Source organism: Spirosoma pomorum, from assembly GCF_054776615.1.
Genome location: NZ_BAAHBP010000032.1, coordinates 33,854 through 47,985, shown reverse-complemented (window position 1 = coordinate 47,985; position 14,132 = coordinate 33,854). Strand labels below are relative to the sequence as shown.

The window sequence follows — 14,132 nt, the reverse complement described above, 5'->3', positions numbered from 1 at the left end:
TTCTTTTTGACTTTTTGAAATATACCGAAAGTGGGACGACAGGCGTGTTGAGGCATGGTACTTTTGTGAGATAATTTTGACCTGAGCATTTCTATCGGTCAACTTATTAATCCAATTGAACCAATGCTAATTATCCCGACGATGGAAAACTTTTCAGAAAGGTTTCGACGTCCAGGATCACCAGCTGCTCTTTGGCGACTGGCGATGCTGATGTCATTTGCTTTCTTCATCAACGTAACTGGTATGGCGCAGGGCATTACGCTGAGCGGTACCGTAACAGAATCCGACGGTCTGCCGCTCCCCGGCGTGACCGTTCAGCTTAAGGGTACCACGCGCGGTACCCAGACCGATGTTGACGGTAAATACCAGATTCCAAACGTAGAGCCTACGGCTACATTACTCTTTAGTTTCATCGGCAAAACCTCGCAGGAAGTAGCTGTCGGTAACCGCACTACGGTCGATGTTACCCTGGCCGATGATGCGAAGGCACTACAGGAAGTTGTGGTGGTTGGCTACGGAACCCAGCGTCGACAGGACGTAACGGGTTCAATTGCGGCCATCTCCTCAGCCGAGTTCCAAAAAGGTAATATTGTCAACCCTGAACAGTTAGTAGCCGGTAAGCTGGCGGGTGTGAGCATTACGCCCCCCAGCGGCCAACCCGGTGGCGGTAGCCAGATCCGGATTCGGGGAGGCTCGTCGCTCAACGCCAGTAATGATCCACTCATTGTTATTGATGGAGTACCGGTCGACAACAACGGCGTAACGGGGGCCTCGAATGCGCTCAGCCTGATCAATCCGCAGGATATTGAAACCTTTACCGTACTGAAAGACGCTTCATCAGCCGCTATTTACGGGTCGCGGGCGGCTAACGGCGTTATCCTGATCACGACGAAAAAAGGCCGGGCGGGCGACAAAACGCGCGTTAGCTTCAGCACGCTGCCAACTTATTCCTATAATCCGAAGCAGGTACCCGTTCTGTCGCCCGATCAGTTCCGCGATGTGATCAATGGGGTAGGTACGCCCGCTCAACAGGCGCTGCTGGGATCAGCCAATACGAACTGGCAGGATCAGATTTTTGCGCCAGCGTTCAGCATCGACAACAACCTGGCCGTGACAGGCTCCATCAAGAATACGCCTTACCGGGTTTCGGCTGGATACATTACCCAGAATGGGACCCTCAAAACCTCAAACTTCCAGCGGTTTTCGGGCTCACTGGGCCTGACGCCCCGCTTTTTTGACGATCACCTACGGGTCGATATCAACCTGAAAGGCTCGATCATCAAAAACCGCTTTGCCGAGCAGGGTGCTATTGGAGCAGCGGTGTCGTTCGACCCAACGCAACCGGTCTACGACAGCGAAGCTCCTTTCGGTGGTTTTTACGAATGGCGAAATGCCGACGGCACGCTGAACGCCCTGGCTCCCCGCAACCCACTGGGTCTGCTGTATCAGCGCGAAAACCGGTCAAACGTGCAACGCAGCATCGGTAACGTGCAGTTCGACTACAAATTTCACTTCCTACCCGAACTGCGGGCCAACCTGAACCTCGGGTACGATATCTCGAAGTCAGCAGGTACCGACTTTACGCCAGCTTACGCGGGTAATCAGTTTTATCAGGGTGGTCAGAATAACCAGTCTGCCGGTACGCGGAATAACAAAACGCTGGATTTTTACCTGAACTACGCGAAAGACCTGAAATCCATCAAGAGCCGTATCGACGTAACGGCCGGGTACGCTTACCAGGATTTCATCCGGGAGAACCCAAGCTTTCCGAACCTGCGGGCTGAACCAATTCTGGTTGGCGGAGTACCCAGCAGCGATACGATCAGTGCAGCCGGGGTTCCGTTTCGTACGCAGTACACGCTCATCGGCTTCTTTGGCCGGGTGAACTATACCTTGAAGGATCGTTACGTTCTGACGGCTACGGTACGTCGGGATGGTACGTCACGCTTCGGTCCGGATCAACGCTGGGGCACGTTTCCCTCGCTGGGCGCATCGTGGAGCATCAAGGATGAATCGTTCCTGAAAGATGTGAAAGCCCTGTCAGCCCTGAAGCTACGGCTAGGTTACGGTATTACCGGTCAGCAGGACCTGTCGAATATCTCGAACGACTATCCCTACCTGCCCCGCTACACCTTATCGGACCCAACGGCGCAGTATCAGTTCGGCAACATGTTCTACCGGACGCTACGGGCCGAAGGCTACGACGCTAACATCAAATGGGAGGAAACGCAGGCCATTAACGCGGCTGTTGATTATGCGTTCTTCAACGGACGAATTTCGGGTAGTGTCGACTTCTACCGCAAGACAACGAAAGACCTACTGTCGACCATTCCGGTGGCAGCTGGCTCGAATTTGACAAACTTCATTCTGACGAACGTTGGTAGCCTGCGTAACTCGGGGGTTGAGTTCACGCTGAACACGACGCCGATCCAGCGCGAAGGGCTGAATCTGGACGTAAACTTTAACGTAACATACAACCAGAACCAGATCACGAACCTCCTGAAAGTTCCTAATCCGAATGATCCGGGCATCCTGGTCGGTGGGGTCAGCGGAGGAACGGGCAACACCATCCAGATTCAGACGGTAGGCTTCCCAACCAACGCGTTTTACGTACTGCGCCAGGTGTATAACTCGAATGGCACACCGATCGAAGGAGTTTATGAAGACCGTAACGGCGATGGTCAGATCACGGTGGATGACCGCGTTCGCTACCAGACAGCTAATCCACGGGTGCTGCTGGGCTTTACGTCGCAGCTGACCTACCGCAACTTCAGCGCTGGTTTCACCCTCCGGGGTAACTTGGGCAACTACGCCTACAACAACGTCCGGTCGAACAGTGGCGCTTACCGCACGTTCGTCAACTCACTGGGTTTCCTGGCCAACGGCTCACCGAACGTCCTGACGACAAACTTCTTAGTGAATCAGTACTTCTCGGATTATTACGTCGAAAACGCGTCGTTCGTGCGGATGGATAACCTGAACCTGGGCTACAACTTCGGTAAGGTGATTGGTAACCGGGCCTCCCTGCGGGCGTCGCTGACCGCGCAGAACCTGTTCGTAATCACGAAGTATTCAGGACTGGACCCGGAGATTGGCAGTAACAACCCCGCCAACAACGCGGGCGCACCGGGCATCGATAATAACTTCGTTCCCCGTCCTCGTACCATCTCGCTAGGTCTGAACCTGGATTTCTAAACACAAACTGGAGTCTGATCCTCGCGTATTGACGTAACGAAGACCTGACTTCCGCAGACAACGATCTTATCCATGATTACGATAAACAACTTTTTAAAGACAGGCGTGCTGGCGGCCTTACTGGCAACGGCAACCTCCTGCATGAACGATCTGGACCGGACGCCGACTTACGACGTAACGTCAGCCTCGGTCTACGCTGATCCGGCCAATTACAAGCCAGTACTGGCCAAGCTGTATGCGGTCATGGCCGTGAGTGGGCAGCAAGGACCAGCCGGTAAGCCTGACATCAGCGGTATCGACGAGGGCACGTCGAATTACATCCGGCTGCTGTGGACGCTCCAGCAACTACCCACCGATGAAAGCGTGATTGCCTGGAATGACCAGACCATCCAGGATTTTCATACCATGCGCTGGACCTCAGCCGATGGATTCATCACGGGGATGTACAGCCGTATTTTTTACCTGGTAACGGCCTGTAACGAATTCATCCGCGAGACGACGGACGATAAGCTGGCTAGCCGGAACATCACCGGTCAGGCCGCAACCGACGTGCGGACGTACCGGGCCGAAGCCCGTTTCCTGCGCGCACTGGCTTACTATCACGCTATTGATCTGTTCGGCAGCGTTCCTTTCGTGACCGAAGCCGACGCGCCAGGTTCGTTCCTACCCCCGCAAATTTCGCGGGCGGATTTGTTCACCTACGTCGAGACTGAACTGAAAGCCATCGAAACCGAACTGGCAGCTCCCCGCGCGGGTGAGTACGGCCGGGCCGACCGAGCGGCTGCCTGGTCGCTGCTGGCCAAGCTGTATTTGAACGCGCAGGTATATACCGGAACGGCTCGTTATACCGACGCCGTTACGTATGCCGGTCGGGTTGTTCAGGCCAACGCCTATTCGTTGTCACCCAACTACCAGAGCTTATTCCTGGCCGACAACAACAATTCCCCGGAGATCATCCTGCCCGTGGCGTTCGATGGCCTGCGGACACTGACTTACGGGGGTATGACCTTCCTGATTCACGCGCAGGTGGGTGGTCAGATGCAACCCAGCCAGTTTGGCATCAATAGCGGTTGGGCCGGTTTGCGGACGACTAAAGCGCTGGTAAACCTGTTCCCGGACGCAGCGGGCACGGCCGACAAACGGGCGTTATTCTTCACGCAAGGGCAAAATTTGGAAATCAACGATCTGACAGCCTTTACGGATGGATACGCGGTCACGAAATACCGGAACGTAACCTCGGCCGGTCAGGCTGGTTCGGACCCATCAGGCAACTACCCCGATACGGATTTCCCGCTGTTTCGTCTGGCCGATATGTACCTAACCTACGCCGAAGCCGTACTTCGTGGTGGTACGGGTGGCGATGCAGGAACGGCACTCACCTACGTCAACGCCTTACGTACCCGCGCCGGAGCAACCGCCGTTACGACGGCTGGCCTGACGCTGGACTTCCTGCTGGCCGAACGGGGTCGGGAGCTGTACTGGGAAGGCACGCGCCGGACGGATCTGATTCGCTACGGTCGGTTCACGACGGGTACGTACCTGTGGCCCTGGAAAGGGGGCGTTCAGAATGGTCGCGCCGTGGAGGATTTCCGAAATCTGTACCCGATTCCAGCGGCCGACATTGTGGCGAACCCAAGTCTTACCCAGAATACCGGCTATTAAATAGCGTTACGGACCGATCTTACTTCTTAGTGATCGGCCTGTAATGCGGCTTATCCGCATAAAGAGTCTAGTACAGATCACGTGCAATACTTACAGATAATGAAATCCTGGTTTAATTACTTCTTGATGGCTGGCCTGGCGCTGACGACCCTGGCGGCCTGCGAAAAAGACGAGGATCGGCTGATCCTGGCCGAGCCGGCCCCGCTGGCCCTCACCTCCAGCGCGACGAGTGTATCGCTGACTAGCGGCACAGCAACAAACGAAGTCCTGCGTCTGAACTGGACGCCCGCCGACTACGGCTTCAGTGCTGCCGTGACATACACTGTTCAGCTCGATAAACAGGGTGGTACGTTCGAAGCACCGGTGAACATTTCGGCGGGCTCCAGTACCTCGCTGAGCGTAACGGGTGCTACCCTGAACCAAAACCTGCTCCGGTTGGGACTGGCTCCCAACAACGCCGGACAGTTCGCCGTTCGGGTTATGGCCGCCATTGCCCGTCCCAGCAGCGACCCAAGTAACATGGTTTACTCGAATGCGGCAACCGTGAGCGCTACACCTTACCTCGTTCTTATCGACTACCCATCGCTGTACGTACCGGGCGATTACCAAAGCTGGACACCAGCTACGGCCCCCAAAGTTGCGTCGATAAAAGACAACAAAGTGTATGAGGGGTACGTCTACTTTTCGAAAGCGTCGCCCTTTAAATTTACCTCGGCTCCAAACTGGGATAACACCAACTACGGCGCGGGCGGCACCGGCAAACTGTCAACCACCGGTGGTGATCTGACCATTGCTGAGCCTGGTTACTACCTGATCAAAGCAGATCTGAACGCGCTGACCTGGAGCGCTACCAAAACTACCTGGAGCGTAATCGGCGCGGCAACGCCCGGCGGCTGGGATACCGACAGCCCACTAACGTTCAACCCAACAACGAATACCTGGACGGCCACGCTGGACCTGAAAGCGGGTGAACTGAAATTCCGGGCGAACGATGCTTGGGATATCAACTACGGCGATGGCGATAGCAAAAACGGAGCGGCCGCGGATGGCTTACTTGACCTGAACGCGGACAATATCGTCGTGCCCTCGGCGGGTCGTTACCTGGTGACGCTGAATCTGAGCAACGCCGGTAACTATCTCTACACGCTGACCCGACAATAGTTACACCGTAATCTGAGCTCGTGAACCCCTTACCCAACCTCTGCGCAGAAAGTTAATCTTATAGCGAGTTTGCTCTGACCACCGGCACGGGCCGCCCCGCCTAGCCCCTCCTACAACAGGAGGGGAACGCGCAGAAGTTATCTTTTTTAACCTCCCCCTCCTGTTGTAGGAGGGGGCCGGGGGGGGGGGTGGTTTTCTACCGACAACAGTCCTGCTATAAGATTAGCTTTCAAGGGGCGGGCTAACAAAATGTACCTAGTAATATCTCCGTTTCACACTGCCTGGTAACGATGTTGCTTCCAGACAGTTTTTTTACGCTCTACCATGCGTTTTTTTGTTTCCTTACTAGTGCTGGCGATCCTGGTCTTCACCCAGTTGCAGGCTCAGTTAACCCAAAAAGCTACCGGCCAAACGGGTGTTCATTACGAAATTTTTGTGCGTTCCTTCGCCGACTCCAACGGCGACGGCATCGGCGACCTGAACGGCGTCACGGGCAAACTCGATTATCTGAAAGACCTGGGCGTGTCAGCTCTTTGGCTTATGCCCATCAATCCATCGCCATCTTACCACAAGTACGACGTAACGGACTACTACGGTATTGATCCCGAGTACGGCACGATGGCCGACTTCAAACGACTACTAGCCGAAGCGCACCGTCGGAACATCAAGGTGATCATTGATTTTGTCATCAACCACACCAGCGACCAGCACCCCTGGTTTAAGGACGCGGCTGCCAACCCGGCTAGCCCGTATCGCAACTGGTACGTCTGGATGACACCCCGCCAGATCGATTCGCTCAACCTGGCCACCCGCGAAGCCACGGCCGACTCGGGGGAACGCAGTCCCTGGCATGTCGCCCACAAAAACGCGGACCCAGCAGCGGCCAGATACTACGGCATGTTCTGGAGCGGTATGCCCGACCTGAACTACGACGAACCGAAAGTTCGGCAGGAGATTTACAAAACCGGTCAATACTGGCTGCGGGATATAGGCGTTGACGGCTTCCGGCTCGATGCCGCCCGGCATATCTATCCCGATCAGGAGGAACCGAAGAATCCGCTATTCTGGCAGGAGTTTGGTCAGGCAATGGCGCAGGTGAAACCGGACGTGTACACCGTTGGCGAAGTCTGGACCAAAGCCGAAATTGTAGCACCTTACTTCAAAGGACTGACGGCCAACTTTGATTTCGATCTGTCGTTTGCGTTACAGAAGTTGGTTAAACAGGAAGCCGATACAATGAACGTCGTGAAGATGCTGGCCCACAATCGGACGGTTTTTGGCCGGAGCAATCCTACGTTCATCGACGCGACCATGCTGACGAACCACGACCAGAACCGCATTGGCAGCGTCTTAAGCGGCAACCTGAACCACGAAAAAGTGGCAGCATCCCTCCTGCTGACCCTGCCCGGCAACCCCTATATCTACTACGGCGAAGAATTGGGCATGCTGGGCCGCAAACCCGACGAAGCCATTCGGGAGCCGTTTCTGTGGACAGTCCAGGCGCAGGATACCCAGCGTACTCGCTGGCAAAAACCGTACTTTTCGAAAGACTCGACCGTAGCACCCCTATCGCGGCAGCAGGCCGATCAGAACTCGCTGTTCTCACACTACAAACGGCTAATTCAGTTCCGCAACAGTAATCCGGTGCTGAACGATAACTTAAGTCAGTTAGTAGAAACGGACCTGAAACGGTCGGATCTGGTTTCGTTCATTCGCAAATCCGGGAACCGCTCGGTACTGGTGGTGCAGAACCTGACGGGCAAACCCATTATGGCCCCGCTAACTGCTACCGAAAAATCCTTCAAAAAAGTAGTTTTTCAAACGGGGCAGGGTGGTGTGATTAAGAATGGCAATTTGACCATTCCGGCTTACGGTTGTACAATTCTGGAATAATTTAGCAGCTTGCGACCCAAACAAACTCAACGATGCCGTTCACTGTTAGTCAAGCCATAACAACAAGACTCTGAATGCAAGCTGACGTTTCGGCTCCGGCCGCTTCCGTACCTAATCACCACTCGCCGGTGGGACACACGGGCGTTCACTACGAGATTTTCGTGCGCTCCTTCGCCGACTCCAACGGCGACGGCATTGGTGACCTCAACGGCGTTACAAACAACCTGGATTATCTAAAGGATCTGGGGGTGTCAGCCATCTGGCTGATGCCCATTAGTCCCTCCCCAACCTACCATAAATACGACGTAACGGATTACTACGGTATCGACCGGGAGTATGGCTCGATGGACGATTTCCGAAGGCTCGTCCGGGAAGCGCATCAGCGGGGTATTGCGGTCATCATTGATCTGGTGATTCATCACACCAGTATTCAGCATCACTGGTTTAAGGAAGCAGCCAAAGGTCCGAACAACCCATACCGGCAGTTCTACCACTGGCTCACGCCCGAAGAAATTAAGGCCCGGAAGCTAAACACCCGTGACATTACCGCCGACTCCGGTGAAAAGAATCCCTGGCACGTGCCGCCCCGTGACTTTGTCCAGACTACGTATCGCGAGAAGTATTACGGTATGTTCTGGAGCGGTATGCCCGATCTGAACTTCGATCACCGACCTGTGCGCGAGGAGATTTTCAAGATTGTCCGTTACTGGCTAAACGACGTGGGCGTTGATGGTTTTCGGCTGGATGCGGCCCGGCACCTCTACCGCGAGTTCGACGAACCCAAGAATCACCAGTTCTGGGAGGAGTTTGGTCAGGTGGTTGAAGCCGCCAAACCGGGTGCGTATACCGTGGGCGAGGTCTGGACGCGGCCCGAACACATTGCTCCCTACTTCCGGGGCTTGAAAGCCAATTTCAACTTTGATCTGCGGCTGGCCATTGAAGAAGTCGTTCGGCGCGAGGACGATACTGAAGACCTGATCGAGTTTGTGGATTACGTGCACGGTGCCTTTGCCAACGTCAACCCCAACTTTATCGACGGACTGATTCTGTCAAACCACGACCAGAACCGCATTGGCAGCTTACTGAAAGGTAATCAGAATCAGTTACGCGTGGCCGCTAATCTGTTGCTGACGCTGCCTGGCCTCCCCTACCTGTATTACGGTGAGGAAATTGGCATGTTGGGTTTGAAACCCGACGAAAGCATTCGGGAACCATTCCTGTGGGACATCCGCGCCCGCGACTGGCAGCGCACCCGCTGGCGTCGGGGCCGCTACTCGACCAGTCAAACAATGCGCCCGCTGGCGGAGCAACGGAACGATCCGGACTCGCTGTTCTCGCACTACAAGCGGCTGATTCTGTTCCGTAATAGCCATCCGGTGCTGAACGACAACCTGAGTCGCATCAGCCAGACAGGTATCCGGCAGCGGGGTACCATCTCATTCATCCGTCAGTCGGCTAATGGTCAGCGGGTGCTGGTAGTACATAACCTGACGAAGAAGCCGATTACCGTTGTTTTATCGCCCGACGAAAGCTGGTGTCAACAACTCGCCTTTGCTACGGCCGAGGGCGTTACGTTCGGGAATGATCAGTTGCACTTACCGCCCTACAGTTGCGCCGTTGTGGGGTAACTGGGTCATGGATGCCACTCATTTGGCGTGAGCCACGGTCACACATCAACACAAATCTCTCCTTAATAGAAAGCCATTTAGGTAAACGTCTAGTTATCCCTATCTGACCTCATTCCCTAGAGAAGATCATGGATAGCATTAATCAACAGCAACCCGAGAAGAATCACGAAGATCTGGCCGGTACCGAAGCAGGCAAAAAGATCAAGGAGCTAACCGACAAGAACAGTACCTGCTATTTCTGCACAAAGATCACAACCGGCGAACCTCTTCGGACGCGGCCTATGTCGGTACAGAAAGTCGATGAAGCCGGCAACTTCTGGTTCCTGAGCGCCAACGACAGCCATAAGAACGCTGAAATTGCGGCCGATAATCGGGTACAGCTACTGTTTCAGGGCTCGGAGCACTCCGATTTTCTGAGTATATACGGTACAGCTACGATCTCGACGGACAAAGCGCTCATCAAAGAACTGTGGGAACCCCTGCTGAAAACCTGGTTCACCGAAGGCGAAGATGATCCGCGCATTACGGCCATTCAGGTTGATACTCAACAGGGCTACTACTGGGATAATAAACATGGTGACGCCGTCGCCTTTGCCAAAATGGCTGTCGGAGCCGTCCTTGGCAAGACACTCGATGACTCCATCGAAGGGACGCTTACTGCCTAAGAAATGCATAAATTGCCAAAAGAACGGGTTCTATCATCACCGCAAGCAAGTGAGGATAGAACCCGTTCTTTTTATTGAACAGACGACATTAGTCAGGTCATCAACGGAGTTTCGAGCTAGATGATCGGCCCAATAATACGTTATCGAGACTATACCGCCCCGGTCCCAGCAGGAGCAGCACGATATACGCAGTCAGGTAAAAGAAACCAGGAGCGGCATCGCCAAAAATGTCTCCTTCGTGCGCCATGAATACGATAACCAGCGTCGTAATGATCAGCGGAATAAGGGCCAGGCGAGTAAACAAACCAAGGGCCAGCAAGACCGAGCAAACGAGTTCGGCGAAAATGGCCAGACTTATTGACACGGCACCACTCATTCCCAGAAAGCTCATGAACTCTTTCTGCCACTCGGAAAAGTGAACGAGCTTGGCGTAACCATGCGGAATCATCAGGATACCGAACGTGAGCCGCAGCAGCAGCGACGACCAGTTGAGTGCCGCACTTGTTGATTGCCAGGGTGAAACTAGTGGAATATTCATCGGCGCGAAATTAATAAAACTAGCCTAACGAACTGTCACTACGTACGTAGCGCACCGCCAGACTGACTGGTACGTCTTACCGCCCTGCTCGCCGGTTTCTTTTTCGGTTTTGCGGTATTTATGAGTCTTCAAACAGGCGCTGCGTCAAGCATTGTCGGGTTGTACGACATTCACTTTTACGAGTACTGCACTTGGCTAGATACGCTTTTTCTTTTCTATACCCTATAGAACCAGTCCGCTTATCATCAATAAAGCCAGAAAAAGTGCGTCGATGAGCAGGATGTCATAGGGATTGCGGGTAAAGGTGTTCCAGAACCAGTTACTGTACGAACGCATCTACAAAAAATACATACGAACAATAGCATTATTCAATTGATTGTCTCGCAACAGATCGACCTTGTAGATTATTGACAATATCCTCGTCAGCTTTCTACGAATGGAATTTCTTTTTGTTTTTTTGCGCTGCCCCGTGTTCATATCCCGCATCCAACTACCGTCATGACCCGATTTGCTACCCTCCTCTTTTTCTTTTTCCCAACGCTACTATTCGCGCAGATAAGCCACTACGAGCGGACCAACGGTCAGGAAACGGCTACCTATACTGAAATTATTGATTGGTACACCCAGTTGGACAGGCAGTATGAGCAGGCGAAATTGGTTGAGGTTGGCAAGACAGACATCGGTAAACCACTACACCTGTTTCTGCTATCGGCCGACAAGAATTTTACACCCAGCGCTCAGAAGGTAACCCTATTGATCAACAACGGTATTCACCCCGGCGAGCCTGAAGGCATTGACGCTAGCATGCTATGGGCGCGGGAACTGCTGAAAACGAATAAGCTGCCTAAAAACGTCCTGCTGGCCATTGTTCCCGTCTACAACGTCGACGGCTGCCTGAACCGGGGGTTGTCACGGGTTAATCAGAATGGCCCCATTGAATATGGCTTTCGGGGCAACTCCCGTAACTACGACCTGAACCGGGATTTCATCAAGACAGATACGGAGAATGCCCGGTCATGGCAACGTATGTTCCAGACGTACAAACCGCACGTTCTGATCGATAACCACACCAGTAACGGTGCTGATTACCAGCACATCCTGACGTATTTCGCGACGCAGAAAGATAAGCTGCATCCGCAGGTATCGGGCTACATGACGCAGACCTTTCAACCCGAACTAGACAAAGCCCTCACAACGCGTGGTTTTCAGCCGGTACCGTACGTCAACAACTTTTCGGATACGCCTGAGAGTGGCATTGAAGGGTTTAATGATTCACCCCGCTATAGTTCTGGCTACGCGGCACAGTTCAACTGTATGGGTTTCGTGGTCGAACTGCACATGCTGAAAGATTACCCGTCGCGGGTGAAAGGCACCTACGCGTTCATGGAAGAAGCGCTGCGACTGATCCAGCGCGACGCGGCCAAACTGATTGCCAACAAGCAACAAGCCGATAAAGCCGTCAGCCAGCAAACGACCTTTGCCCTGAGCTACAAAGCTGACCGTTCTAAAGTGGATAGTATTCCCTTTCTTGGCTATAAAGCCGTGTACAAACCCAGCGACGTATCGGGTCTGAAACGGCTTTCGTACGACCGTTCGGCGCCATTCACTAAACCGATTGCTTATAGAAACACTTTCGTCCCGAACGTAACGGCTGAGAAACCAAAAGCATACGTCATTTCCCAGGGATGGACGGCAATTGTGGATCGCTTAAAACGGAATGGCGTGGTAATGCAAACGCTGCCGAAGGATACGCTGATTACGCTGGATACGTATTACATCGGCGATCTGAAAACCGGCACCCGGCCCTTCGAAGGGCATTACGTTCATACCGACGTAACCCTTCGCACCGAACCACAGCCGATTCAACTGTACAAGGGGGATTACCTGGTTTACCCGAACCAGACGAGCAATCGCTACATCGTCGAGACGCTGGAGCCGCAGGGTACTGACTCGTTTTTTGCCTGGAACTTTTTCGACAGTATTCTGGGGCAGAAAGAACACTATTCGGCTTACGTATTCGAGGACGTAGCCGCCGACTACCTCAAAAAACACCCGGACGTACAGCAGAAATTAGCCGAGCGAAAAGCGGCTGACAAAACCTTCGCCGAGAGCGCGTCGGCCCAGTTGGAGTTCGTTTACCAGAACTCGCCTTATTACGAGAAGACGCACAACCGGTATCCGGTGTACCGGCTGCGGTAGACAGTTTCTGGCATTCCGCACGAAGGATTGAGCTGCCGAAGAGCCCGGCAGAAGCATTCGTTAACAATCAATGTAAGCGCTAGTTAGCGTTAAACGCCCCCGCCCGTCATGCCTCCTTATGAGACGTATCGCGGACCCATTCCCGTTGTTTCCGGTCTCTCAATACCAAGCAAAATACTAACAACAGTCTACAATTCTGGGTTGGTAAGTATAGTATTAACTCAATTTGTTATGACTCAACTGCAAGACCCACGACATCAGTACCCAGCTCCTCCCTATCCACAGGGCGATCAGGACCATCCCGGTTCCGACGCCAAAATGACTCCCAAAGCCGATCACGGCGAAACATCCTACAAAGGCAGCGGTCGGTTAGCCGGTCGTAAAGCACTCATTACGGGTGGCGACAGTGGTATTGGACGGGCCGTTGCCATTGCTTTTGCCAAAGAAGGGGCCGATGTCCTGATTTCATACCTGAGCGAGCAGGAAGATGCTAACGAAACGGTACGTCAGGTAGAAGCTGCCGGTCAGAAAGCGGTGGCCGTTATGGGCGACATTCAGGACGAAGCTCATTGCAAAGAGCTGGTTCAGCAGGCGGTCGATGAGTTTGGCCAATTGGATATTCTGGTCAACAATGCCGCCTTCCAGATGAACCACGATTCATTCCTCGACCTGCCTTCGGACGAATTCGAGAAAACGTACCGGACCAACGTCTTCGCGATGTTTTATCTCTGCAAAGCAGCGGTTCCGGTTATGAAACCCGGTGGATCTATCATCAATACGGCCTCCATTCAGGCGTACATGCCAGAACCTTCGCTGCTGGCTTATGCTGGTACGAAGGCCGCTATTGTTAACTTCTCCAAAGCGTTGGCCAAAGAAGCCATCGAACATGGTATTCGCGTTAACGCCGTAGCACCCGGTCCTGTCTGGACTCCGCTTATTCCGGCGACGATGCCAGAGGATAAAGTAAAAACGTTTGGTGAAGACTCGCTACTGGGCCGGGCAGCCCAACCCGTCGAACTGGCGCCCATTTATGTACTATTAGCCTCACAGGAAGCCAGTTACATTACGGGCATGATCTATGGCGCAACGGGCGGGCGCCCGATCGGCTAAGCTTTGCTCACTGATTTCGCTTACGTTCTTAGTCACCCAAAGGAGTTGGTTTTATAGCCAGCTCCTTTACTTTTGCACGTT

Annotated in this window: 9 protein-coding genes; 8 read left to right on the top strand and 1 reads right to left on the bottom strand. The window is 53.6% G+C overall.

Annotation, left to right across the window (positions count from 1 at the left end; all coding sequences use genetic code 11):
• Positions 1 to 141 precede the first annotated feature (141 nt).
• The 6 genes from ACYVAD_RS20045 (at position 142) to ACYVAD_RS20020 (ending at position 10,204) form a co-directional block, all read left to right on the top strand.
• A complete protein-coding gene (locus ACYVAD_RS20045; RefSeq protein ID WP_461141312.1) occupies positions 142 to 3,195 on the top strand; it encodes a SusC/RagA family TonB-linked outer membrane protein in 3,054 nt (1,017 codons plus the stop codon).
• A 72-nt stretch (positions 3,196 to 3,267) separates the two neighbouring features.
• Positions 3,268 to 4,857 carry a RagB/SusD family nutrient uptake outer membrane protein gene (locus tag ACYVAD_RS20040; RefSeq protein WP_461141311.1) on the top strand — a complete coding sequence of 530 codons (1,590 nt, stop codon included), beginning with the start codon at positions 3,268 to 3,270 and terminating at the stop codon, positions 4,855 to 4,857.
• 99 nt (positions 4,858 to 4,956) lie between these two features.
• Entirely contained in the window at positions 4,957 to 6,018 is a 1,062-nt protein-coding gene (locus ACYVAD_RS20035) for a SusE domain-containing protein (RefSeq protein ID WP_461141310.1), read from the top strand.
• A gap of 324 nt (positions 6,019 to 6,342) precedes the next feature.
• A complete protein-coding gene (locus tag ACYVAD_RS20030; RefSeq protein ID WP_461141309.1) occupies positions 6,343 to 7,911 on the top strand; it encodes an alpha-amylase family glycosyl hydrolase in 1,569 nt (522 codons plus the stop codon).
• Between the two features lie 74 nt (positions 7,912 to 7,985).
• Positions 7,986 to 9,539 carry an alpha-amylase family glycosyl hydrolase gene (locus ACYVAD_RS20025; protein WP_461141308.1) on the top strand — a complete coding sequence of 518 codons (1,554 nt, stop codon included), beginning with the start codon at positions 7,986 to 7,988 and terminating at the stop codon, positions 9,537 to 9,539.
• A 128-nt stretch (positions 9,540 to 9,667) separates the two neighbouring features.
• Entirely contained in the window at positions 9,668 to 10,204 is a 537-nt protein-coding gene (locus tag ACYVAD_RS20020) for a pyridoxamine 5'-phosphate oxidase family protein (protein ID WP_461141307.1), read from the top strand.
• Between the two features lie 100 nt (positions 10,205 to 10,304).
• Here ACYVAD_RS20020 and ACYVAD_RS20015 read toward each other — a convergent pair whose 3' ends face one another.
• Positions 10,305 to 10,742 (bottom strand): DoxX family protein, encoded by a 438-nt coding sequence (locus ACYVAD_RS20015; RefSeq protein WP_461141306.1) that lies wholly within the window; start codon positions 10,740 to 10,742, stop codon positions 10,305 to 10,307.
• Positions 10,743 to 11,240: 498 nt separating this feature from the next.
• Between ACYVAD_RS20015 and ACYVAD_RS20010 the strand changes: the two genes are divergently transcribed.
• Both ACYVAD_RS20010 and ACYVAD_RS20005 read left to right on the top strand, forming a co-directional pair.
• Complete coding sequence (locus tag ACYVAD_RS20010) at positions 11,241 to 12,941, top strand: M14 family metallopeptidase (RefSeq protein ID WP_461141305.1); 1,701 nt, start codon at positions 11,241 to 11,243, stop codon at positions 12,939 to 12,941.
• 231 nt (positions 12,942 to 13,172) lie between these two features.
• Complete coding sequence (locus tag ACYVAD_RS20005) at positions 13,173 to 14,051, top strand: SDR family oxidoreductase (RefSeq protein WP_461141304.1); 879 nt, start codon at positions 13,173 to 13,175, stop codon at positions 14,049 to 14,051.
• Positions 14,052 to 14,132 lie beyond the last annotated feature (81 nt).

Excerpts from the sequence above, each read along its gene's own strand:
- ACYVAD_RS20045 (WP_461141312.1), top strand. The coding sequence starts at position 142 with ATGGAAAACTTTTCAGAAAGGTTTCGACGTCCAGGATCACCAGCTGCT.
- ACYVAD_RS20040 (WP_461141311.1), top strand. The coding sequence starts at position 3,268 with ATGATTACGATAAACAACTTTTTAAAGACAGGCGTGCTGGCGGCCTTA.
- ACYVAD_RS20035 (WP_461141310.1), top strand. The coding sequence starts at position 4,957 with ATGAAATCCTGGTTTAATTACTTCTTGATGGCTGGCCTGGCGCTGACG.
- ACYVAD_RS20030 (WP_461141309.1), top strand. The coding sequence starts at position 6,343 with ATGCGTTTTTTTGTTTCCTTACTAGTGCTGGCGATCCTGGTCTTCACC.
- ACYVAD_RS20025 (WP_461141308.1), top strand. The coding sequence starts at position 7,986 with ATGCAAGCTGACGTTTCGGCTCCGGCCGCTTCCGTACCTAATCACCAC.
- ACYVAD_RS20020 (WP_461141307.1), top strand. The coding sequence starts at position 9,668 with ATGGATAGCATTAATCAACAGCAACCCGAGAAGAATCACGAAGATCTG.
- ACYVAD_RS20015 (WP_461141306.1), bottom strand. The coding sequence starts at position 10,742 with ATGAATATTCCACTAGTTTCACCCTGGCAATCAACAAGTGCGGCACTC.
- ACYVAD_RS20010 (WP_461141305.1), top strand. The coding sequence starts at position 11,241 with ATGACCCGATTTGCTACCCTCCTCTTTTTCTTTTTCCCAACGCTACTA.
- ACYVAD_RS20005 (WP_461141304.1), top strand. The coding sequence starts at position 13,173 with ATGACTCAACTGCAAGACCCACGACATCAGTACCCAGCTCCTCCCTAT.